Here is a 22,458-nt window from a genome sequence, read left to right as displayed (position 1 = left end):
CCGCACCTCCGCAAAGCCATCACGGCCCGGGACCGGGGCTGCGCCTTTCCCGGCTGCACCATCCCCGCACCCTGGTGCGAGGCCCACCACATCACCTACTGGTCCCGCGGCGGGACCACCGGGACAGAGAACGGGGTCCTGCTCTGCTCCCACCACCACCACGTGATCCACAAGGAACACTGGACCATCCGGCTCAAAACCGGGATTCCCTGGTTCATCCCGCCACCCCACCTCGACCCGCGCCAGCAACCCAGACGGAACCACTACTTCCGACCAGACGACCTCGTGACGGCCGCATGACCACGGCCCGGGCGGAGGTGACAAAGGCACCCCTGTACGGCTCCGCGACGGCTCCACGACAGCTAGACGGCGGTACCTGTGCAGTGACCGCCGCACCTCAGTCAGCAGTCCGCTGCACCGCGGACTGGCGTCCCGGCCATGCCGCCGGCGGCCGCGGGAAACGCCCTTCAGTTTCTCAGGTACGTGCGGCACGTGGAGGAGTATTATTCCTTCCGGGGGGCGGGCCTGGAAAGTGAATAGCCATGCTCAAGGACAAGCAAGTCGGCGCAGTGCTACCGGCAGCGGACATCGCCCGTGCACGGGATTTCTACCGGGATAAGCTCGGGCTCGAACCCGAAAACCCGGACGCCGAGGACAACCTGCAGTACAAATGCGGCGGAGGAACCGCGTTCCTGCTGTACCAGACGCCCAATGCCGGAACAGCCAAGAACACGCAGATCGGCTGGATGGTCGATGACGTGCCGGGCGCCGTTGCGGAACTCCGCGCCAAGGGAGTCGTTTTCGAGGAATACGATTTCCCGGGCCTAAAAACCGAGGGCGGCATCGCCACCACTCCGGACGGAAGCTCGGCCGCGTGGTTCCTGGACACGGAGGGCAACATCCTGAGCCTCGTCTCCCTGACCTAGCGCCTGGCCGGTGGATGCTGGCACGGCCTTGCCGGGACTGAGGTTGCCGGACACGGTGCCACGTCCCTGAGCCCGAAGACGGCGAACGGACAGAGACCCCGGGCAGGCGGCCCGAACACAACCCAAGGTCACGAGGCCTGGCCGGATCGCGAAAGCGTTTCCGGCCGGGCCTCATGCAACCCCCGGGCCTCGTGCATCCCCGGGGCTTCGTGCGTGCCCGCGGCTACGGGTCGGTGCCGGCTTCGGGTTCCTCTGACCACGCCATGCTGGGTCCAATGGCGTCGATCGCCTGGGACAGCGGGATTCCGGAGCCGTCGCGGCGGCCGTGCTCGCCGGGCAGTGAGCGGGCCACACCGGCGAGTGAGGAAGCCTTGGCCGGACCGTGACCGGCCCAGCCGAGGAGGAGCGTGTCCTCGCCCTTGAGGAAGCGGTGTGCCCGCACCCCGGCAGTGGCCCGGCCCTTGACCGGGTATTCGGCCAGGGCGGTGACCTTCGCAGCCCCGGGGGCCGTGCCCGGTAGGGCGCCGTCCGTCCCCGCGATGGTCACGACGACGGCGGCGGCGTCCGCGGGACTGGCGGCCCCGAAGAACATCACCCGGTCCCCGGCGGCCAGCTTGATCCCGGCCATGCCGCCCGCTGTCCGGCCCTGCGGGCGGACGGCGGAGGCACTGAACCGCAGCAGCTGGGCCTGGCGCGTGATGAAGACAAGGTCGTCGTCGTCGGACCCGGCGGGTGCAACGCCCACCACGGTGTCTTTGTCCTTGAGCGCGATCACTTCCCAGTCCTCGCGGTTCAGCGGATAGTCCGGCTGCACCCGCTTGACCACTCCCTGGGCGGTTCCGATCGCGAGGACCTGGTCCAGCGGCGCGAAGGCCATAAGCGACTCGCCCTTGAGGAGCGTGATGAAATCCTTGGCCGGTACGCCGCCGGCCATGTTCGGCGTGCCCGAAGTCGGCGGCAGCACGGGCATGTCCATGACCTGCAGGCGCAGCATGCGGCCCTGCGAGGTCACTGCTGCGATCTCGCCGCGGGCGGTGGTCTTGACCACGGAGGAGAAAACGTCATGCCGGGTCCGCGGACCGGCCTCGGCCAGGCTGTCCTGGCTGGCGGTGCGGGCGATCTGGCCGGACACGGTGAGGATGGCCCAGCAAGGATCGTCCGCGATCTCAAGGGCCAGCGGTGCGGCCTTGCCCTTGGCCCCGGTGGCTGCACCAACTGCGGCTGCCACGGTGGGGGAGACGGCCTCGGATTCCAGCAGCACGGTCCGGCGCGGTGTGCCGTACTTCTCAGAGATCTCGCCGAGCTCGTCCGACACGAGGGTACGGAGCAGCGCAGGGGAGCCCAGGATAGCCTCCAGCTCGGCGATCTCCCGGCGGAGCTCCTCCTGCTCCTTCTCCAGCTCGACCCGTGAATATTTAGTCAGCTGCCGCAGCCGCAGTTCCAGGATGTAGTTGGCCTGGATCTCGGAGAGATCATAAATGGACATCAGCCGCGTCCGGGCCGCGGCAACCTCGTCGGAGGACCGGATGATCTGGATGACCTCGTCGATGTCCACGATCGCGACCAGGAGGCCCTCGACCAGGTGCAGGCGGTCTTTCTTCTTGCCCAGCCGGAAGGCGGTGCGGCGCCGGACAACATTGATCCGGTGGTCCACGTAGACCGAGAGTAACTGGAACAGCCCGAGGGTCTGCGGCTGGCCGTCGACCAGGGTGACGTTGTTGATGCCGAAGGAGTCTTCCATCGGGGTGTAGCGGTAGAGCTGCTGGAGCACGGCTGTGGGATTGAAGCCGTTCTTCAGCTCAATGACCAGGCGCAGGCCGTGCTTGCGGTCCGTGAGGTCCACGACGTCGCTGATGCCGGTGAGCTTCTTGCCGTTGACGGCGTCCTTGATTTTCTCGATCACCTTCTCCGGGCCCACCATGTACGGCAGTTCCGTGACCACCAGGCCGGTGCGGCGGGCCGAGAGCTGCTCGATGTCCACCTTTGCCCGGGTCTTGAAGGAGCCGCGGCCCGTGGCGTAGGCGTCGCGGATGCCGTCCAGGCCCACGATCCGGCCGCCGGTGGGCAGGTCCGGGCCGGGGACGAACCTCATGATGTCCTCAAGAGTGGCGTCCGGGTTCTCAATCAGGTGCCGGGCGGCGGCGATGACTTCCATGAGGTTGTGCGGGGCCATGTTGGTGGCCATGCCGACGGCGATGCCCGTGGCGCCGTTCACCAGCAGGTTGGGGAACGCGGCCGGCAGCACCTCCGGCTGGGTCAGCTGGTTGTCGTAGTTGGGAACGAAGTCGACGACGTCCTCGTCGAGGTGGTCCGTGAGGGTCAGGGCCGCGGCTGCCAGCCGGGCTTCCGTGTAGCGGGGGGCCGCGGGGCCGTCGTCGAGCGAGCCGAAGTTGCCGTGCCCGTCGATCAGCGGCAGCCGCAGGGAGAAGTCCTGGGCCATGCGCACCATGGCGTCGTAGATCGCGGCGTCGCCGTGCGGGTGCAGCTTGCCCATGACCTCGCCCACCACGCGGGCGCTCTTGACGTGGCCGCGGTCCGGGCGCAGCCCCATGTCGGACATCATGTAGAGAATGCGCCGCTGTACGGGCTTCAGCCCGTCGCGGGCGTCCGGGAGGGCCCGCGAGTAGATCACCGAATAGGCATACTCGAGGAACGAGCCTTCCATCTCGGACGTGACATCGATATCGACGATGTTCTCGGTGAAATCCTGACTGGCTTCCCCTGCCGGGGGCGTGGTTTGGCGGCGTGCCATAAGGCTGGTGGATCCTTCTGAGGGGTGCTGAACGGGTACTGCGTAAGTTTATGACTAGGCTAAGCCTATGGTGGATCAGCCGGCGGACGGCGTATATCCGGAATATTGGGAAGCCGATGTTGTCCTGCGCGACGGCGGCACAGCGCATGTGCGCCCCATCCACCCCTCCGATGCAGACGCGGTCCAGGCCTTCCACGTGGGCCAGTCCCAGAAGTCCATCTACATGCGCTTCTTCGCCTTCAAGTCCAAGCTTTCCAGCAAGGAACTCAAGCGCTTCACCGAGGTGGACTTCAAGGACCGGGTGGCCCTGGTGATCACCATTGGCGGCGAGATCCTGGGCATCGGCCGATACGACCGGCTGAATGACCCGGCGGAGGCGGAGGTCGCCTTCAACATCGCCGACGCCCACCAGGGCCGCGGCATCGGCTCGATCCTGCTCGAACACCTCGCCGCCGCCGCCCGCGAGAACGGGATCCGCAAGTTCAGCGCCGAGGTGCTCCCGGAGAACCGCAAGATGCTCATGGTCTTCTCCGATGCCGGCTACGACGTCAAACGGCACTTCGACGACGGCGTGGTCAGCCTCGAGTTCAACATCGACCCCACCGACAAGTCCCGTGCCGTGATGGAATCCCGCGAGCACCGCGCCGAGGCCCGCAGCATCCAGGAACTGCTCGCCCCGTCGTCCGTGGCCGTGATCGGAGCCAGCCGCAAATGGGGCACCGTGGGCTACCAGCTCCTCGAGCATGTCATCGAAGGCAGGTTCAGCGGCCCGGTCTATGCGATCAACCCGGAGGCCCTGGAACTCGCCGGCATGCTCTCCTTCGCCCGGCTCTCCGACGTGCCCGGCCCGGTCACGCTCGCCATCATCGCGGTCCCGTACGACGAGGTCCCCAAAGTGGTCCAGGAATGCGCCGCCGCCGGAGTCAAGGGGATCGTCGTGGCCACCTCCGGGTACGCGGACGACGGCGAACGCGGCCTGGCCCGCCAGCGCGAACTAGTGCGGCAGGCCCGCGCCAACGGCATGCGCGTGATCGGTCCGGCGTCGCTGGGCATCGTCAACACCAACCCGGCCGTGTCCCTCAACGCCTCGATGGCACCGGCCCTGGCCCGCCGCGGCGGGCTGGGGCTGTTCAGCCAGTCGGCTGCGATCGGCGTCTCCCTCTACGCCGCCTCCAGCCGCCGCCGGGTCGGCATCTCGACCTTCCTCTCCGCCGGCAACCGGGCCGACGTCTCCGGCAACGACATGATGCAGTACTGGGAGGACGACGCCGACACCACGGCGGTGGGCCTGTACCTGGAATCGATCGGCAACCCGCGCAAGTTCTCCCGGCTGGCCCGCCGCCTGGCCCGGACCAAGCCGGTGATTGTGGCCAAGTCCGACGCCATGGGCCTGAACCTGCCGCCGGGGCACGCCGTCCGCACCACCCAGGCGCCCCCGGAAGCACTGGACGCCATGATGCGGCAGGCCGGCGTGATCCGGGTCGAGACTATCGAAGAGCTCATGGACGTCGCCCAGATCGTGTCCAGCCAGCCGCTGCCCAAGGGCGCCGGGATCGCCGTTTTCAGCAACTCGAGCGCCTTGGGCAAGGTGGTCGCGGACAGCGCCGCCCGCCAGGGGCTTGGGGTGGAGCGGATTGTTGCCGACGTGGACCTCGATGCCGGCATGTCCCGGGCGCTGCCGGCGCTGCGGCGGAGCCTGCAGGAAACCCTCACCGCGGACACTGTGCATGCGGCGGTGGTGGCGTTGCTTCCGGCGCGCGGTCTCACGGTCGAAAAGATCGCGGGCGTGCTGGCCGAATGTTCCGCGGCGGCGGGCAAACCGGTGGTTGCTGCCTTTAGCGGAATCCTTGATCCCTCCATTTACGTGGAAGGCATGGTCGGCGCCGAACCGGAGCAACCACACCAGCCCCGGCTGGCTCCACCTGTTCCGTGCTACTCCAACCCGGGTGCGGCGGTGGCGGCCCTGGCCGCCGTCGTGCGTTACGCCCAGTGGCTGGACCGGGATCAGGGCCTGTTCGTGGAACCCGAAGGTTGCCACCCGAAGGCTGCCCGGGCGGACCTGGAGCAGCTGCTGCACAATGTGGGCGGCGAGCAGCTCGTCCGGCTGGACCAGGACACGGCCGCGCGGCTGCTGGGCCACTACGGCATCCGGCTGGTCCCGTCCGTCGGGTTCGAGACGGCGGAGGAGGCCGTGGCAGCGGCCGAGCAGCTCGGCTGGCCCGTGGCGCTGAAAACCACGGATCCGGCGCTGCGGCACCGGCTGGACCTCGGCGGCGTGCGGCTGGACATCCAGGACGCCGATTCATTGCGGGACAACGTGCACCAGATGCGCAAGTCGCTCGAGCGGTACGGCTCCCCGTCCCTCGAAGTGCAGACGATGGTGCCCGTGGGGCAGGCCTGCACCTTCCGTGCCATTGAAGATCCGTTGCTGGGGCCCGTGATCTCCTTCGGCCTGGCCGGCGACGCCGTGAACCTGCTCGATGACTGGGCCCACCGCGTGCCGCCGCTCTCCGGCTCCGACGTCCAGGACTTCATCCGGGCGCCCCGGGCGTCGCGGAAGCTCTTCGGGTACCAGGGCCTCCCCGCCGTAGACGTCACGGCCCTGGAGGATCTCGCCGCCCGCCTCACCAGGCTCAAGGACAACCATCCGGAGATCGCGCTGGTGCACTTCAATCCCGTCCTAGCCGGGCCCGACGGCGCCTCGATCCTTGCCGCCGACGTCAGGATCGCGAACGCCGCCCAGCGGACGGACAGTGCGCGACGGGCGATGCGCAGCTAGGCCCGTTGTTGCGGGTCCGGCCCGGTCAGCCGCCTCAGCCGACGCCCGCGTCCGGGGCCGTGCAGTTAGCAAGTCCCCAGCCGATCTGTGAAAATGGAGACTATGAGCTCCCAGCCTCCAACACCCAAGCCCCTGGCGACCGCCCCCGCACGCCAGACCGCGCACCACCACGGCCTCCATGACCACAGTGCGCAGGGCCAGAGCCTGGAAGGGTCGCTCCAGCAGGCCGGTTTCTATCCCCGGCTCGTGGCTGACGTCGTCGCCGATGCCCTGGATGGCCGCGACTGCGTGGCCCATCTGGTGCATCTTGAGACCCACTTCGACCGCGCCGAGGTCCGCCGCCATATCACTGTCCTGGTGTTGACCGAGGACATGCTGGTCATCACCCACGTCGATGACCAGCAGCTCGATGATGCCGGTGAGCAGACCGTTGCCCAGGTGTCGACCGAGTCCGTCCCCGTCACCCAGATCCGCTCGGTGGTCCTGAGCTACGTCTACGCCCAGCCGCAGGACTACAAGCCCTCCGACCCTGTCCGGGAGCTGACGCTGTCCATCGCGTGGTCCGGCGGCCAGCGCCTCGATATGGGCCCGGCCAGTTGCGGGGACCCGCAGTGCGAGGCCGACCATGGCTACAGCGGCACCATCGCGCAGGAAGACATCGTCCTGCGGATCAGCGCCGAAGCGGACGGTCTGCAGGCCGTGCAGGACGCCAAGCTATTCGCCCGTGCCCTGCGCGCAGTGAACACCGGCTCCGCCGCCCCGGTCCCGCACAACGGGCCCGGCCTGCCGCCCCGCCCGCGGATGGGTGTGTTCGGGAACCGCCTCAGCCGCGGCCACCAGCGCTGACATGGCTGACCTCCGTCAGCCCGCGTCTGCCCAAGATCAGCTTCCAGAGCCGCTGCTAAGTCCCTCGCCAGCCGCCGCCGGTGCTGCCTTGCCCGCCCCGTTGGCCGCCGGCGTCGGTCCGTCCCCGCTCCCGGCCGCTCCGGCGTTTGGGCACCGCTCCATCGCCGAGGTGCTGACCAGCGCGGCGGCGAGCCTGGGTGTCCCGGGATTCGAAAACAAACTGAATCTTCCGCCCGCCAAACGCGTGTGCGTGGTGCTGGCCGACGGACTGGGCCGCAGCCTGTTGAAGCAGAAGATCGCCCACACCCCGTTCCTGCGCACCCTCGTGCAGGCCGGCCAGGGCCAGGTGCCCGTGGCGCTGGACTCGGCCTTCCCGTCCACCACCGCGGCATCCCTCGCCAGCTTTGGCACCGGACTGTCGGCGGGCCAGCACGGCATGGTGGGCTACGACGTCCTGGACCCGGATCAGGACCGGGTAGTGAACATGCTTGGCAACTGGGACGCCGGCGTGGACCCGCGGACGTGGCAGCCGTTCCCCACCGTTTTCGAAAGGGCCGCGGAGCACGTCGATGTCACGACCGTCAGCCTCCCGCAGTTCAGCACCTCGGCTATGACCGAGGCCGCGCTCCGCGGAGGTCGTTTCATCACCGGAACCACATCGCACGCCCGGACCGAAGCGGCCGCCGAGGCCATGGCCGGCGCCGGGCCCTCGCTGATGTACTTCTATGTCAATGAGCTCGACAAGGCCGGGCACCGCCACGGCTGCCAGTCACCGCAGTGGGAGCACCAGCTCGAAGAACTCGATGCCACGGTGCGGCGGCTCCACGCCACGCTGCCGGCCGGCACCACCGTGCTGCTGACGGCGGACCACGGCATGGTGGACGTGCCCGAGTCGCAGCGGATCGACTACTCCGCGGAGCCGGCGCTCCTGGCCGGTGTCCGCCACACCGCCGGGGAGCCGCGGATGGTCCACCTGTACCTCGAGGATGGAAGGGACGACGCCGCCCGCGCCCGCCTGCTGGCAAACTGGCGGTCCCGTTTCGGAGACAGAATATGGGCCTTCACCCGTGAGGAAGCGATCGCGGGCGGGCTGTTCGGTGACGTGCGGGCCGAGGCCGCCTTGCGGATCGGTGACATCATGATCGCGGCCCGGGACTCGCTGGCGCTCTACGATACGCGCAGGGTCCGGCCCACTGCCTTGGAGGTGGTGGGCCAGCACGGGTCCCTGACGAAAGCCGAGCGGGAAGTGCCGCTGCTCTACTTCCAGGCTGATGGCAAGAAAGCGCCGCGCGGCTGACTGGCCGGTTTCCCGGCGGGTCGCAGCCGTTCGTAGGCGTTCCTGGGCGTCATGACTGACGCCCTTATTGGTCGTTGCGGGTTCCGAAGACGATTTCGTCCCAGCTGGGAACGCTGGACCGCTTCGGCTTGGCCGGCTGGCGCTCCGGCTGCTCGGTGCCGGCGTCGTTCCGGGTAGTGCCGTGGGACTCGCGGTGCTGACGCCGGGATGATCCGCCGCCGATCAATTCATCCAGGCCCGGGCTTGCGGTGGGGGCTTTGCCCGCCGGGCGCAGCTGCGAGGCCGCGATGGTGACTTCCCGGGTCTCGGTGCTGACGCCGTCGTGCAGTCTCAGGGCATCGTCCTCCTCCGGGAGGCGCGGAGCGAGGCTCAGGCGGGAAAGCATTGACGGCCTTCCATCGCGGCGCCGGGCGAAGGCATCGGTTTCCGACGGGGCTGCGGCCTCCAGGGCCGGAACCTCTGGCTGCCCGGGTTGGATGAGGGCAGCGTCAGCTTCGGCAGGGTCGGGTTCGTCGGCCGCAGCGGCTTCGGAGATGGACTGCGGTTCCGTCGCCTGTGGAACCTCGGGCGCCTCGGGCACCTCTGCCGGACGGGGGTGGGCCGCGGGAACGCCAGTGGTCAGGAGCGTGGCCAAGGCGTCATCCGCGTCCTCGTCCACCCCGATCCGCTGGCCGCGGCGGGAACGCAGCATGTCCAGCAGCCCGTCGGCGTCCTGTTCCTGGTGGATCCTGTCCTGCTGAAGAAGCATCTGGTGAATAATGCTGTGCTGGCCGGTCGCTGTGCGGGCTGCGGCCTCGGCATCGGTTTCAAAGTCAAAGGGCCGGTCGGAGACGGCCGTGAGGCGCCGGGCCGGCACGGGACCCTCGAGCGGCTCGAGTTCGCTCAGTTGCTGGGCCCAGCGGTTAGCGTTTTGCAGGGACTTCCGGGCGGGGTGGAAGGTCCACATGGCCGGCGGCTCCTCGCCGATCCCGGCCGGACCGCCGGGCTTGGGCTCGAAGCGGGCCACCACGTTCCAGCTGCCGTCGGGACGTCGCCAGGAATCCCACTCCAGCGTTGAGGGTTCGACGCCGTAAGCCCTGAGGCGGTGCTCGACCATGTCGCTGAGCGACGCCGGGTTTTCACCGAACACGGAGCGGTAGACGTCGTGGCCCGGGGCGGGGGAGGCAACCTCCACCTTGCGGGCCTGCTGGGCGATGTACTCGCGTTCGGCCAGGACTGGGCCCTCATAGCGCTGGACTTTCTCCAGCGGAATTCCGGACAGCTCCGCCACCTCGGCGGCGGTGGCTCCGTTGCGAATCCTGGTCTGGATGTCGCGCGGAGACATGGCAATAGGGGCTGCGGCCGCGCTGGACGCGGACTTCGCCGACATCCGGCTGGCTGCCACCCTAAGTGCTTCATCGATCGGCAGCTGGAACATCTCGCCGCCGGTGCCACTCAACAGGAGATGCTCTCCGTCGTCGTGGACGCCTACAAGCCGTAGATCCTGCATACAAATCCTCCACCCTGGCATTGCTAACAATCGAAACTCTGCCACCAGCGGGACACATTTCGGGTTAGGACGGCAGGCGCGCCGTGATTTTCCGCGACTTTCCGCGTCTTTCCGCCGGTTTTGGCCGGTGTGCGGAAGAGATCGTGGGAAGGGGACCGGCGGGCTCTGGCATTCGGGAGGCGCTTAAGCAAAAATGACCGACACCGGGCACAAAAACCGCATGTCCGGCGTTGACATCGGTGAACCGCTCCCGGAGCCCAGGGTTACCATCCCGACGGGCCAACCTGGAGCGGCGAATCAATCGAACGAATGCGGAGTGTGAGCAACAAATAATGGCGACTGATTACGATGCGCCGCGTAAGACCGAAGAAGACCTCAGCGAGGATTCGATTGAGGCTCTGAAGGCGCGGCGTACGGAGAAGCCTTCCGCAGTGGTGGATGAAGATGAGTCCGACCTCGCCGAAGGCTACGAACTTCCCGGCGCTGACCTGTCCGGGGAGGAACTGCTGGTCCGGGTCATGCCCGCCCAGGCAGACGAATTCACCTGTGCCTCCTGCTTCCTCGTCCGCCACCGTTCGCAGATTGCCCGCGAAAAGGACGGCCTTAAGTACTGCAGGGATTGCGAGGGCTAGGCAGGCGGCAGCCCTGATCAGGAACCCGGATCTCAAAACCCTGTGCCCGGCGGGTAGGAGGCGGAGAGGAACTAGGAGTTGAGCGCGGCGATAAGTTGCTCCGGGTGGCGGGTGGACGTGAGCCAGTACGGGGTGCGATCCGAGGGGTCCTCGATCTCGATCCGGACCACCGGATCCACCCATCCGCGGATACACAAGAACGCCAGCCCATTGAGCCGCGTGCCCCGTTCCGCCGTCGCTTCCTTGCCCCGGAACGCCGTGGCCTTGCCCAGGAACCCGCGTTCAATCGACGCCCGGCCCACCTTCAGAGTGGTCCTGGTGACAGTGATTGACGGCGTGGACAGCACTAGCAGCACGGAAATGACGACGAAGAGCACGATCGCCGCGGTAATGCCGGCCCAGATGCTGATGGGTGCCAGCATGAGGATCCCGGCGCTGGAGAACCCTGCCGACACCAGCCAGATCCAGAAGTTCGGCCAGAGCTTCTCGGCGTAAAGGACAGTGGAGTCGCTCGGGGCGTTCTTTGGTGCAGGCGCAGCTGCGCTGGATTCGGGCATAAGCACAGCTTTTCATCTTTCCCGGGGTATTTCATCTCGGTCCCACGGCCGGCTCCAACGCCGCATCGAGCCCGCTCCAATCCCGTGGGCGGCGTGCGCGGGCAGGCCAGCGGCGGCTAGGACGATGATCCCTACGGGAGTTAGAGTGAGGGACTGTGACTGAAGAAAACACCGCCGTCGCCAGTGCCGCATTGACGGCCAGCGACGCAGCCTACGGAACGCCCACCTTGACGGTACAGCTGAAAATGCTCGACGACGGGCTTGAGCCGCCGTCGTATGCACACCCGGGCGACGCCGGCGCCGACCTTCGCGCCCGCGAGGACGTCGTCCTCGCACCGGGGGAGCGCCGCCTCGTTCCCACAGGCGTCTCGATTGCGCTCCCGGATGGCTTCGTTGCGCTGATCCACCCCCGGTCCGGCCTCGCCACCAAGCACGGACTGACAGTTGTGAACGCCCCTGGCACGGTAGACGCCGGCTACCGCGGAGAAATCGCGGTGACACTGCTCAATACGGACCGGGACGAGGCGATCGAGCTCCGTCGCGGCGATAGAATTGCACAGATGGTCATTCAGCGTGTGGAGTACGCCAGATTCCTCCCGGTCGAGGAGCTCGACGGCTCGGTTCGCGGCGGGGGCGGCTTCGGCTCGACCGGCGGTTTCGGCGGACCGGCCTGAGCGCAGGCCCGGCCTGGCCACGGGAGCCGTTCAGGGTTTGCCGTGCCACACAGGCGTTAAAGCAATACAGGCACTAAAGCAACACAGGCACTGAAGCAATGTGACACGGAAGCAAGACAGGCGCTGAGGCAAGATCAGCGGTGCAGAAAAAATGAGCAGGCGGCCGCAGGGTAGCGGGGCGGCCACGCGGACAGGCGCCAGGACGGCGCCGGGCGGCGGCACAGGATCACAACTGAAGGAGACACCCCATGGTTTTTGGGCGCGGCAGGAAAGCCAAGCAGGAGCAACCGACAGAGCCGGGCGAGGCCACGGAAGCTGCTATTGACGCCGCCGCGACGCCGGCCGGGAACGCAGCCAAAACCGCCGGCCGGGCCGCGACCGGTCCCTTCGACGTCTCGGAAATCGACGACCAGGACGGGTACGTGGACCTCGGTGCGCTGCTGATCGCACCCCGTGAGGGACTCCAGCTCCGCCTGGAAGTTGAAGAGGCGAGCCAGCGCGTCGTCGCCGTCACCATGGACCTGGAGGGCTCGAGCCTGCAGCTGCAGGCCTTCGCAGCCCCCCGCTCCGAGGGCCTGTGGGACGAAATCCGTGAGCAGATCGGCCAGTCGGTCGGCAGCCAGGGCGGCCAGGTCGAGGAGGTTGAGGGCAGCTTCGGCACCGAACTCGTGGCCAAGCTTCCCGCCGGCGGCGCGGACGGCAGCCAGGGATACCGCGTGGCCCGCTTCATCGGCGTCGACGGCCCGCGCTGGTTCCTCCGCGGCGTCTTCGGCGGCGAGGCAGCCCTGGACCGCGACGCCGCGGCCGGGCTGGAAGGGCTGTTCCGGCAGATCGTCGTGGTCCGCGGCGAGAACCCCATGCCGCCGCGCGATTTGCTCCAGCTGCGCCTGCCCAAGGACACCGCGGCCGCCCCGTCGCCGCAGGCGGCCCCCGAATTCGAACAGCCCGAACGCGGACCGGAGATAACCCAGATTGGCTGATGCCGCCGGCAGGAAAGCCGCCGCCGCTGTGTCGGTCCGGGACCTGCCGGACCGCGGGCGGGTGCTGTGCCATGGCTTCATCGAGTCCGTCACGTACATGCCCGCCAACCAGGTGGCATCCTTCATCGCGATCCTGATCGATCACGATACGCCCGCCCCCGTCACCCGCTTCCCGGGCCTGAGTGCCAAAGCCGGAGCCGGCGCCGGAACGGCCAGCAGCCTGCCCGCCAACGGGGTGTCCACCCACCGGGTGCGTCCCAGCGCGCAGCGCCAGCGGCCCGCCGGGCCCAAGGAACGGCTGCGCGTCGTGTGGCTGGGCCGGCGCCGGATCCCCGGCGTCGACGCCGGAACAGAGCTCCGGCTCGAGGGCATGGTCACCATGCGCGACGGGCTGCCCACGATCTTCAATCCCCGCTACGAAATACTCTCCCGCCAGGAGGAGCAATGACCTTGCCAGAACGCCCCGAGCGGGCCTCCCAGCGGGAAGACATGGACACCGGCCGGCAGGAGCCGGGGGAAGCCGGGGGCGGCAACCGGGACATTTCCGAGCCCGCCGCAGCCCAGCCCACCGCAGCCCAGCCCACCGCAGCCCAGCCAAGCGTCGCCCAACTTGCCGAGGACTACGCGGCCAAGGCCGGCCTGCACCGGTCGAGCAACGGCAACATCGATGTGCTCAAGAGCGCCGGCGGCATCCAGGGCATCGCCGAGAGCATCCTGCCGGGCCTCGTCTTCCTGATTGCCTTCACCATCGACAGGGAAAACCTGACACTGGCTGTCATCGCTTCCCTGGCGGTGGCCGCCGCCTTTACCGTGGCACGGCTTCTCCAGCGCAAACCGCTGACGCAGGCGCTGGCGGGTTTCATCGGCGTCGGACTCTCCGCATGGCTGGCCACCTCGACCGGCAAGGCAGAGAACTTCTACGTTTTGGGGTTCTTCACCAACATCGGCTACATCCTGGCCATGTCCATCTCCGTGTTCGTACGCTGGCCGATCGCCGGCTTGCTCTTCGGCTTCATCCGCAACGAGGGCCTGGAATGGCGCAAGGACCCGAAACGGGTCAGGGCCTACAGCATCGGCACCTGGGTGATAGTTTCCGTGCTGGTCCTGCGGCTCGTGGTGCAGGTGCCGCTGTACTTCATGGGGGAGCAGGGCTTCGCCGCCCTCGCCACCACCCGGCTCCTTATGGGCGCCCCGCTCTACATCCTCGGCATCTGGATTGCCTGGCTGCTCACCCGGCCGGCCCCGGTGCCCGCCGGAGCCAAAGAGCCCAACTGACCTGATGCGCTATCAGTTATGGCCGTTTCCCAGCCTTGGGAACGGCCATAACTGATATCGCAACTATTGAGAGCGGAACCGCCCTAGCCGTCGAACCCGTCGTCCGCGGCCGGCTGGGTGCCGTGGCGGTGCTGGTCCGAGGTCACCGGGTGCTGGTCCTCAAGCGGGGATTCGGGTGCCAGCAGGGCGCGGAGTTCGTCCTCGGCCGCGATCGTGGTGACAAAGAACAGTTCGTCGCCGCCGTCGATCACGTCGTCGCGGCTCGGCGTGATGGGCGCCTGGTCCCGCAGGATCGCCACGAGAGTGGAGTCCTCGGGCCACTGGACATCGCCCACGGTCAGCCCGATCACATGGGAGTCGTGCGGGACAGTGAACTCCACGAGCGAGGACACTCCGGTCTGGAGCGTCAGCAGCCGGACGAGGTCACCGATCTCCACCGCCTCCTCCACCAGGGCGGTCATGAGCTGCGGGGTGTTGACCGCGACGTCGACGCCCCAGGAGTCATCGAACATCCAGTCGTTCTTGGGGTTGTTGACCCGGCCGACGGTGCGCCCGACGCCGAATTCTGTCTTGGCCAGCAGCGAGACGACGAGGTTGACCTTGTCGTCACCGGTGGCGGAGACCACGACGTCGGCGTCCTCGAGTTTGGCGTCCTGCAGGGTGCTCAGCTCACAGGCATCACCGACCAGCCAGTGCGCGCCGCGCAGCCCGCTGCGGCCGATGACCTCCGGCTTCTCGTCGATCAGCAGGATTTCGTGCTTGTGGGCCAACAGCTCGCGGGCAATCGAGGAACCGACGCTTCCGGCACCGACGATGACGACTTTCACTCAGGACTCCTTGGCGGGGGATTTGGCGAGAATATGGCCGATCTCGGAGCTCCGGTCCACGTTCAGCATGGCGTGGACGGTGTCGCCGTCCTGATATGACGTGCTGGCAGCGGGCAGCATGCCCTCACCGAACCGGGTCAGATACGCGATCCGGATGCCGGCCGCCTTCTCGATCGAGGAGATCGGGTGCCCGATCCAGTCGGGGTTAAGGTCAACCTCGGCGAGGACCAGCCGGCCCGAGGGCTCCCGGTAGTCGCCGGCGATGTGCTGTTCGGGCAGGATGCGGCGCAGTACCTGGTCGGCGCTCCAGCGGACCGCGGCGACCGTGGGAATGCCGAGGCGCTGGTAGATTTCGGCGCGGCCCGGATCGTAGATCCTGGCCACCACATGAGGAACGTGGAAGGTCTCCCGTGCCACCCGGGTGGCGAGGATGTTGGAGTTGTCGCCGCTGGAAACGGCGGCGAAGGCATAGGCTTCCTCGACGCCGGCCCGCTTCATCGTCTCGCGGTCAAACCCGACCCCGGTGACCTTCCGTCCGGAAAACCCTGTGCGGAGCCGCCGGAAGGCGCGGTCATCCTGGTCGATGATGGCCACCGAATGGCCGGCGTCCTCGAGCGTGTGTGCCAGGGTTGACCCGACACGGCCACAACCCATGATCACGAAGTGCGCCACATGGGCCTCCTCTTGGTTCTGCGTCTGATACTGCGTAAAACTCTACCGGCCACGCGGCGCCGGGAGGCCACGGCCACGGGGCGCCGGGCGACGACCTTGCGGACGCCAACTTCGCCGTCATGACATCGCGTCCGAATCAGACTAGTTTTGTGTGGTGCTGACAATTTTCAATGCCGTGAAGCGGGTGCTGGTAGGCAAGCCCTTCCGGAACGACCGTCTGGCCCACACCCTCTTGCCGAAGCGGATCGCGCTGCCCATTTTCGCCTCGGACGCTTTGTCCTCCGTGGCCTATGCGCCCGATGAAATCCTCCTGACCCTGGCCCTGGCCGGCGTGAGCGCAGTGGCCCTCTCGCCGTGGGTAGGTCTCGCCGTCATGGTGGTGCTCCTGACCGTCGTGGCCTCCTACCGCCAGAACGTCCACGCCTACCCCTCCGGCGGCGGTGACTACGAGATCGCCAACGTCAACCTCGGCAAGTATGCAGGCCTGACCGTGGCCTCGGCGCTGCTGGTTGACTACGTGCTGACCGTGGCCGTGTCCATGTCCTCGGCCGCGACGTACCTGACCACCGCCGTGCCCTCGCTGCACGGACAGCAGGCGGCGATTGCCACGATCGGCGTCATCATCCTGGCCCTCGTGAACCTGCGCGGCATCAAGGAAGCCGGCAGCGTTTTCGCCGTACCGACCTACATCTTCATGGCCTCCATCCTCGGCATGACCGCCGTCGGGGTTTTCCAGTCGGTAACCGGCCAGCTGGGGCAGGCGCCGTCGGCGGCGTTCGAGATCGTGCCGGAGCCGGGCTTCGACGAAGGACTCGTCGGGCTCGCCGGCGCCTTCCTGCTGCTGCGGGCCTTCTCCTCCGGCGCCGCGGCCCTGACCGGTGTCGAGGCCATCAGCAACGGTGTGCCCAACTTCCAGAAGCCCAAGAGCAAGAACGCAGCCACCACGCTGCTGCTGCTCGGCGTGATTGCCTCCGCCATGCTCGCCGGCATCATCTACCTGGCCAACGCCACCAATGTGCACATCGTGCTGGATCCGGCAACGGAATTCCTCCTGGACGGCAAACCGTTGGAGGAGGGGTACATCCAGAATCCGGCCATCAGCCAGATCGCGCAGACCGTCTTCGGCCCAGGCTCCATCCCGTTCTACATCGTGGTGGCCGCCACCGGCGTCATCCTGGTGTTCGCCTCCAACACGGCGTTCAACGGTTTCCCGGTGCTCGGCTCCATCCTGGCCCAGGACGGCTACCTGCCGCGCCAGCTGCGCACCCGTGGCGACAGGCTGGCCTTCAGCAACGGCGTCCTGGCACTGGCGGCAGGCGCCATCGTCCTGATCCTCGCCTTCAACGCCGACGTCACAAAGCTCATCCAGCTCTACATCGTGGGCGTCTTCATCTCCTTCACGATGAGCCAGCTGGGCATGATCCGGCACTGGGGCCGGGAACTGAAACTGTCCAAGGACCCCGCCGTGCGGCGGCGCATCATCAAGTCCCGGACCATAAATACGGTGGGCTTTTGCATGACCGCCCTGGTCCTGGTGATCGTCCTGATCACCAAGTTCACACAGGGGGCCTGGATCGCGCTGCTGGCCATGTTCGTGCTGTTCCTGATCATGTGGAGCATCCGGGCGCACTATGACAACGTGGCCAAGGAACTCGCCGTCGACGAGGACTCCTCGCCGCGCGCGCTGCCCACCCGGGTGCACGCCGTGTTGCTCGTCTCGCACGTGCGCAAGCCGGTCCTGCGCGCCCTGGCCTATGCCCGGGCCTCCCGCCCGTCGCGGCTGGACGCCATTACCGTGGACATCAGTTCCGAGGAGACCGAGGCGACTGTCGCGGACTGGGAGAAGCTCGAAATCCCGGTGCCCCTGACCGTGCTTGCCAGCCCCTTCCGCGAAACGGTGACTCCGATCATGGAGTACATCAAGAACATGCGCCGGGATTCGCCGCGCGACCTGATCGTGGTCTACATCCCGGAGTACGTCGTGGGCAAATGGTGGGAGCAGCTGGTCCACAACCAGACCGCGCTGCGCATCAAGACCCGGCTGCACTTCGAGCCCGGCGTCATGGTGTGTAGCGTGCCATGGCAGTTGAAATCGTCCGAAGAAGCCAAGAAACTGCAGGATATCCAATGACCCCCGACACCCGGACGCACGCCCACACCGATCTCGTCGTCGACGTCGGACCCGTCGCCCACGGCGGGCACTGCGTTGCCCGGCACGAGGGACGCGTCGTGTTCGTCCGGCACGGCATTCCCGGCGAGAGGGTCAGGGTCAGGCTCACCGACGACGGCCCCGCCGCCAAGTTCTGGCGCGCCGATGTGGTGGAGGTCCTGGAGCCCTCGCCGGACCGGGTGCCCCACTTCTGGGACCTCGCCGATTCCGCGCGCTCCTGGTCGCACCGGCATCCGCCCGTCGGCGGCGCCGAACTTGGGCACATTTCGCTGGCCCGCCAGCGCAGCCTCAAGGCCGACGTCCTGGCCGAACAGCTCAAGCGGCTGGCCGGCGTCGACCTTTCGCCCGCAGGGCAGATCACAGTCGAAGCCGTCGGCACGGCGGCCGGCGACGGCGGGGCCGGCGGCGCAACTGACGGCGCTGCTGGCGCCGCCGTGTCCGGCCTGGGCTGGCGGACGCGTGCCGGCTTTGCCGTGACGCCGGCGGGCAAGCTCGGCATGCACGCCCACCGCTCCGATGCCATCCTGCCCGTGCGCGAAATGCCGCTGGCCGTGGCGGGCATCAACGCCCTCCGGCTCTGGGAAATCGACCTGCAGGGCATCGAACGGGTCGAGGTCGCCGCCCCGGCGAACGGCTCCCGGCCGCTGGTGCTGCTGGTGCCCGCCCCGGGAACCCGGTCCAAGCGGCTCGGCGGCATCCTGGCCCAGCTGCCCGACGACGTCTCGGTGGCCAGCCTGGACCCGGCCACCGGCGAGGTGCTGCAGCTGCGCGGCCGTACCTATGTCCAGGAGTCTGCGGCGGGCCACGACTACCGGGTTACCGGCGACGGTTTCTGGCAGATCCACCGGGACGGCCCGGAGACGCTCGTCGGAGCCGTTACCGGCTTCCTGCACGACGGCGGCTACCTCGAGCCGGGCTCGGTGGTGGCGGACCTGTACGCCGGTGCCGGGCTGTTCACGGCACCGCTGGCCGATGCCGTGGGCGTGACCGGATCCGTGCTCTCGGTCGAGGGGGCACCCGGAACCAGCCGTGATGCACGCAAGAACCTGCACGACGCAGCCCAGGTGGAGATCGTCCAGGGCCGCGTGGAACGGGTGCTGCGGCAGAAACCGCGCAACTTCGACGCACTGATCCTGGACCCGCCGCGTGCCGGCGCCGGCAAAGCGGTAGTCAAGCAGCTGATCGATGCCGGTCCCCGGGCCATCGCGTATGTCTCCTGCGATCCGGCCTCGTTCGCCCGCGACCTCGGCTACTTCCGGCAGGGCGGCTGGGGGATGGCCGGGCTGCGTGCCTTCGACCTGTACCCGCACACCCATCACATGGAGACTGTGGCGTTACTGACTCCCCAACCGTGATGCCACTAGGATGGGCGTAGTAGTCCGTCGTCGCGCTCCATCACCACAGCTGTTAAATCACCACAGCTGTTAATGACTTGGCGTTAATCGGCCGTTCCCTGCGTTTCTTACCTGCATTGCGTACCACGATGTACTGATGCCTGTATTAGTTAGGCCGACCTAACTAGCAAGGGTCCTGCGGCGCGACAAAGATGAAACTGTTGCGAGAGGAGTCCTGCGATGAGCATTGTGGACAGCTTCGGTTCAAAAGGCAAACTTAATGTAGCCGGAACCGAATACGAAATTTTCCGGTTGAACTCCGTCGAAGGTGCAGAAAACCTTCCGTTCAGCCTCAAGGTATTGCTTGAAAACCTGTTGAGGACCGAGGACGGTGCCAACATTACGGCCGACCACGTCCGTGCGCTGGCAGGCTGGGATCCCAGCGCCGAGCCCGACACCGAGATCCAGTTCACGCCGGCGCGTGTGATCATGCAGGACTTCACCGGCGTGCCCTGCGTCGTTGACCTCGCCACCATGCGTGAGGCCGTCAAGGAGCTCGGCGGAGACCCGAAGCGGGTCAACCCGCTGGCACCGGCCGAAATGGTCATTGACCACTCGGTCCAGATTGACGCCTTCGGCAACTCCGGCGCACTGGAGCGCAACATGGAGATCGAATACCAGCGCAACGGTGAGCGTTACCAGTTCCTGCGCTGGGGCCAGACGGCATTCGATGACTTCAAGGTCGTCCCGCCGGGCACCGGCATCGTGCACCAGGTCAACATCGAGTACCTGGCCCGCACCGTCATGACCCGCGAAGTTGACGGCGTTGTCCGCGCCTACCCGGATACCTGCGTCGGCACCGACTCGCACACCACCATGGTCAACGGCCTGGGCGTGCTGGGCTGGGGTGTTGGCGGCATCGAGGCCGAGGCTGCCATGCTCGGCCAGCCCGTCTCCATGCTCATCCCGCGCGTCGTGGGCTTCAAGCTCACCGGCTCCATCCCGGCCGGCGCCACCGCCACCGACGTCGTCCTGACCATCACCGAGCAGCTGCGCAAGCACGGTGTGGTCGGCAAGTTCGTCGAGTTCTACGGTGAAGGCGTCGCGGCTGTGCCGCTGGCCAACCGTGCAACGATCGGCAACATGAGCCCGGAGTTCGGCTCCACGGCCGCGATGTTCCCGATCGACGACGTCACCCTTGACTACCTGCGCCTCACCGGCCGGTCCGAGGAGAACGTCGCCCTGGTGGAGTCCTACGCGAAGGAACAGGGCCTCTGGCACGATCCCTCCCGCGAGATCAAGTTCTCCGAGTACCTCGAGCTGGACCTGTCCACGGTTGTTCCGTCGATCTCCGGCCCGAAGCGCCCGCAGGACCGCATCATCCTCACCGAGTCCAAGGCCCAGTTCCGCGAGGACCTGCGCAACTACGTAAAGGAAGACCTGGCCGGCGGAAGCCTGGACGAAGCGATCGACGAAAGCTTCCCGGCTTCGGACTCGCCCGCGTTCACCGCCTCAGCCTCGCACCTGAGTGACGTGGCCCCGCACGGGCATGGCCCGAAGTCCGACGGCCGCCCGTCCAACACGGTCAGCGTCAAGACCGCGGACGGACGCGAATTCGAGCTGGACCACGGCGCAGTGTCGATCGCCTCGATCACCTCCTGCACCAACACGTCCAACCCGTCCGTGATGCTGGCCGCCGCACTGCTGGCCCGCAACGCTGTCGACAAGGGCCTGACGTCCAAGCCGTGGGTCAAGACCTCGGTGGCCCCGGGTTCCAAGGTGGTCACCGACTACTACAACAAGTCGGGCCTGACCCCGTACCTGGAGAAGCTCGGCTTCTACATCGTGGGCTACGGCTGCGCCACCTGCATCGGTAACTCCGGTCCGCTCGACGCCGAGATCTCCGAGGCCATCCAGGCCAACGACCTCTCCGTCACGGCCGTGCTGTCGGGTAACCGTAACTTTGAAGGCCGGATCAACCCGGACGTGAAGATGAACTACCTGGCCTCCCCGCCGCTGGTCATCGCCTACGCCCTGGCCGGCTCCATGGACTTCGACTTCGACAACGACGCCCTGGGCCAGGACGAGGCCGGCAACGACGTCTTCCTGAAGGACATCTGGCCGAACCCGGTCGAGGTCCAGCAGGTCATCGATTCCTCGATCGACAAGGAAATGTTCGCCCGCGGCTACGAAGGCGTCTTTGAGGGCGACGACCGCTGGAAGGCGCTCGACACCCCCGCCGGCGACACCTTCGCCTGGGACGAGAAGTCCACGTACGTCCGCAAGCCCCCGTACTTCGAGGGCATGAAGGCCCAGCCGGAGCCGGTCCAGGACATCACCGGTGCGCGCGTGCTGCTTAAGCTCGGCGACTCCGTCACCACGGACCACATCTCCCCGGCCGGTTCCTTCAAGTCCGACACCCCGGCCGGGCAGTACCTGCTGGCCAACGGTGTGGAGCGCAAGGACTTCAACTCCTACGGCTCACGCCGTGGCAACCACGAGGTCATGATCCGCGGCACGTTCGCGAACATCCGCATCAAGAACCAGCTCCTGGACGGCGTGGAGGGCGGCTTCACCCGCGACTTCAGCCAGGCCGACGGCCCGCAGGCCTACGTCTACGACGCCGCGCAGAACTACCAGGCTGCCGGCACCGCGCTGGTGGTCCTGGCAGGCAAGGAGTACGGCTCCGGTTCGTCCCGCGACTGGGCCGCCAAGGGCACCGCCCTTCTGGGCGTCAAGGCTGTTGTGGCCGAGAGCTATGAGCGTATCCACCGCTCCAACCTGATCGGCATGGGTGTCCTGCCGCTGCAGTACCCGGCCGGCCAGAATGCTGCCAGCCTGGGCCTGACCGGCACGGAAACCTACGCAGTTGAGGGCGTCACCGCCCTGAACGAAGGCACTACGCCGAAGACCCTCAAGGTCACAGCCACGGCCGAGGACGGCACCGTCACGTCCTTCGACGCTGTGCTGCGCATCGACACCCCGGGCGAGGCGGACTACTACCGCAACGGTGGCATCCTGCAGTACGTCCTGCGCCAGATCTCCGCGCACTAGGCGGAGCTGCCGGCCAGTTTCGGTAACGCACGCAACGGCCCCGGCCGGTCASTGACCGGCCGGGGCCTTTGCGTTCCCGGTTCTGGACCGGTCTGGACCGGTTTTGGACAGGTTCCGGGACGGTGCGGGGGACCGGTGCAGGCTCCGGCGCGGCGGCTCGCCCGGAGGCGTTAGAGTTAAAAGGTATGTCTACC

General features: G+C 67.4%; 18 protein-coding genes. 13 read left to right on the top strand and 5 right to left on the bottom strand.

Features of this window, described 5'->3' with window-relative positions; all coding sequences use genetic code 11:
• A partial coding sequence (locus AC1DR1_RS16320) for an HNH endonuclease signature motif containing protein (RefSeq protein ID WP_476992895.1) occupies positions 1–300 on the top strand: 300 nt, incomplete at its 5' end.
• A 242-nt stretch (positions 301–542) separates the two neighbouring features.
• Positions 543–926, top strand: coding sequence for a VOC family protein (locus AC1DR1_RS16315; RefSeq protein WP_229993254.1), 384 nt, complete (start codon positions 543–545; stop codon positions 924–926).
• A gap of 223 nt (positions 927–1,149) precedes the next feature.
• On the opposite strand, the gene AC1DR1_RS16310 is transcribed toward AC1DR1_RS16315, so the two are convergent.
• Positions 1,150–3,678: a DNA gyrase/topoisomerase IV subunit A gene (locus AC1DR1_RS16310; protein ID WP_476992894.1), complete on the bottom strand. Its 2,529-nt coding sequence runs from the start codon at positions 3,676–3,678 to the stop codon at positions 1,150–1,152.
• A gap of 67 nt (positions 3,679–3,745) precedes the next feature.
• On the opposite strand from AC1DR1_RS16310, the gene AC1DR1_RS16305 reads away from it, so the two are divergent.
• The 3 genes from AC1DR1_RS16305 (at position 3,746) to AC1DR1_RS16295 (ending at position 8,600) form a co-directional block, all read left to right on the top strand.
• Positions 3,746–6,457: a bifunctional acetate--CoA ligase family protein/GNAT family N-acetyltransferase gene (locus tag AC1DR1_RS16305; RefSeq protein WP_476992893.1), complete on the top strand. Its 2,712-nt coding sequence runs from the start codon at positions 3,746–3,748 to the stop codon at positions 6,455–6,457.
• Positions 6,458–6,559: 102 nt separating this feature from the next.
• Positions 6,560–7,303, top strand: a complete 744-nt coding sequence (locus AC1DR1_RS16300; RefSeq protein WP_229993257.1) for a DUF5998 family protein — start codon at positions 6,560–6,562, stop codon at positions 7,301–7,303.
• A gap of 1 nt (position 7,304) precedes the next feature.
• A complete protein-coding gene (locus AC1DR1_RS16295; RefSeq protein WP_476992892.1) occupies positions 7,305–8,600 on the top strand; it encodes an alkaline phosphatase family protein in 1,296 nt (431 codons plus the stop codon).
• Between the two features lie 64 nt (positions 8,601–8,664).
• On the opposite strand, the gene sepH is transcribed toward AC1DR1_RS16295, so the two are convergent.
• Positions 8,665–10,089: a septation protein SepH gene (gene sepH / locus AC1DR1_RS16290; protein WP_229993259.1), complete on the bottom strand. Its 1,425-nt coding sequence runs from the start codon at positions 10,087–10,089 to the stop codon at positions 8,665–8,667.
• Positions 10,090–10,421: 332 nt separating this feature from the next.
• Here sepH and AC1DR1_RS16285 point away from each other — a divergent pair, with 332 nt between their 5' ends.
• Positions 10,422–10,721 carry a DUF4193 domain-containing protein gene (locus AC1DR1_RS16285; RefSeq protein ID WP_229993260.1) on the top strand — a complete coding sequence of 100 codons (300 nt, stop codon included), beginning with the start codon at positions 10,422–10,424 and terminating at the stop codon, positions 10,719–10,721.
• Between the two features lie 71 nt (positions 10,722–10,792).
• Here AC1DR1_RS16285 and AC1DR1_RS16280 read toward each other — a convergent pair whose 3' ends face one another.
• On the bottom strand, positions 10,793–11,278 hold the full coding sequence (locus AC1DR1_RS16280) for a DUF3093 domain-containing protein (protein ID WP_229993261.1): 486 nt from the start codon (positions 11,276–11,278) through the stop codon (positions 10,793–10,795).
• 155 nt (positions 11,279–11,433) lie between these two features.
• Between AC1DR1_RS16280 and dut the strand changes: the two genes are divergently transcribed.
• The 4 genes from dut (at position 11,434) to AC1DR1_RS16260 (ending at position 14,207) form a co-directional block, all read left to right on the top strand.
• On the top strand, positions 11,434–11,952 hold the full coding sequence (gene dut, locus AC1DR1_RS16275) for a dUTP diphosphatase (RefSeq protein WP_223917072.1): 519 nt from the start codon (positions 11,434–11,436) through the stop codon (positions 11,950–11,952).
• Positions 11,953–12,200: 248 nt separating this feature from the next.
• On the top strand, positions 12,201–12,932 hold the full coding sequence (locus AC1DR1_RS16270) for a DUF3710 domain-containing protein (protein ID WP_229993263.1): 732 nt from the start codon (positions 12,201–12,203) through the stop codon (positions 12,930–12,932).
• A complete protein-coding gene (locus tag AC1DR1_RS16265; RefSeq protein ID WP_476992891.1) occupies positions 12,925–13,380 on the top strand; it encodes a hypothetical protein in 456 nt (151 codons plus the stop codon). Before AC1DR1_RS16270 ends, AC1DR1_RS16265 begins: the two co-directional genes overlap by 8 nt.
• Positions 13,377–14,207 carry a DUF3159 domain-containing protein gene (locus tag AC1DR1_RS16260; RefSeq protein ID WP_476992890.1) on the top strand — a complete coding sequence of 277 codons (831 nt, stop codon included), beginning with the start codon at positions 13,377–13,379 and terminating at the stop codon, positions 14,205–14,207. The genes AC1DR1_RS16265 and AC1DR1_RS16260 overlap by 4 nt, the downstream gene beginning before the upstream one ends.
• A gap of 83 nt (positions 14,208–14,290) precedes the next feature.
• On the opposite strand, the gene AC1DR1_RS16255 is transcribed toward AC1DR1_RS16260, so the two are convergent.
• Together AC1DR1_RS16255 and AC1DR1_RS16250 are read right to left on the bottom strand one after the other, a co-directional pair.
• Positions 14,291–15,034, bottom strand: coding sequence for a potassium channel family protein (locus AC1DR1_RS16255; protein WP_229993266.1), 744 nt, complete (start codon positions 15,032–15,034; stop codon positions 14,291–14,293).
• Complete coding sequence (locus AC1DR1_RS16250; protein WP_229993267.1) at positions 15,035–15,706, bottom strand: potassium channel family protein; 672 nt, start codon at positions 15,704–15,706, stop codon at positions 15,035–15,037.
• A gap of 154 nt (positions 15,707–15,860) precedes the next feature.
• Between AC1DR1_RS16250 and AC1DR1_RS16245 the strand changes: the two genes are divergently transcribed.
• The 3 genes from AC1DR1_RS16245 (at position 15,861) to AC1DR1_RS16235 (ending at position 22,264) form a co-directional block, all read left to right on the top strand.
• On the top strand, positions 15,861–17,837 hold the full coding sequence (locus AC1DR1_RS16245; protein ID WP_229993290.1) for an APC family permease: 1,977 nt from the start codon (positions 15,861–15,863) through the stop codon (positions 17,835–17,837).
• Positions 17,834–19,231 (top strand): class I SAM-dependent RNA methyltransferase, encoded by a 1,398-nt coding sequence (locus AC1DR1_RS16240; RefSeq protein ID WP_364744484.1) that lies wholly within the window; start codon positions 17,834–17,836, stop codon positions 19,229–19,231. Before AC1DR1_RS16245 ends, AC1DR1_RS16240 begins: the two co-directional genes overlap by 4 nt.
• 219 nt (positions 19,232–19,450) lie before the next feature.
• On the top strand, positions 19,451–22,264 hold the full coding sequence (locus tag AC1DR1_RS16235) for an aconitate hydratase (RefSeq protein ID WP_229993269.1): 2,814 nt from the start codon (positions 19,451–19,453) through the stop codon (positions 22,262–22,264).
• Positions 22,265–22,458 lie beyond the last annotated feature (194 nt).

The organism is Arthrobacter sp. P4_F10 (assembly GCF_056401435.1).
Note: the sequence above shows the minus strand (reverse complement) of the source record. Positions and strands in the feature narration are given on the sequence as shown.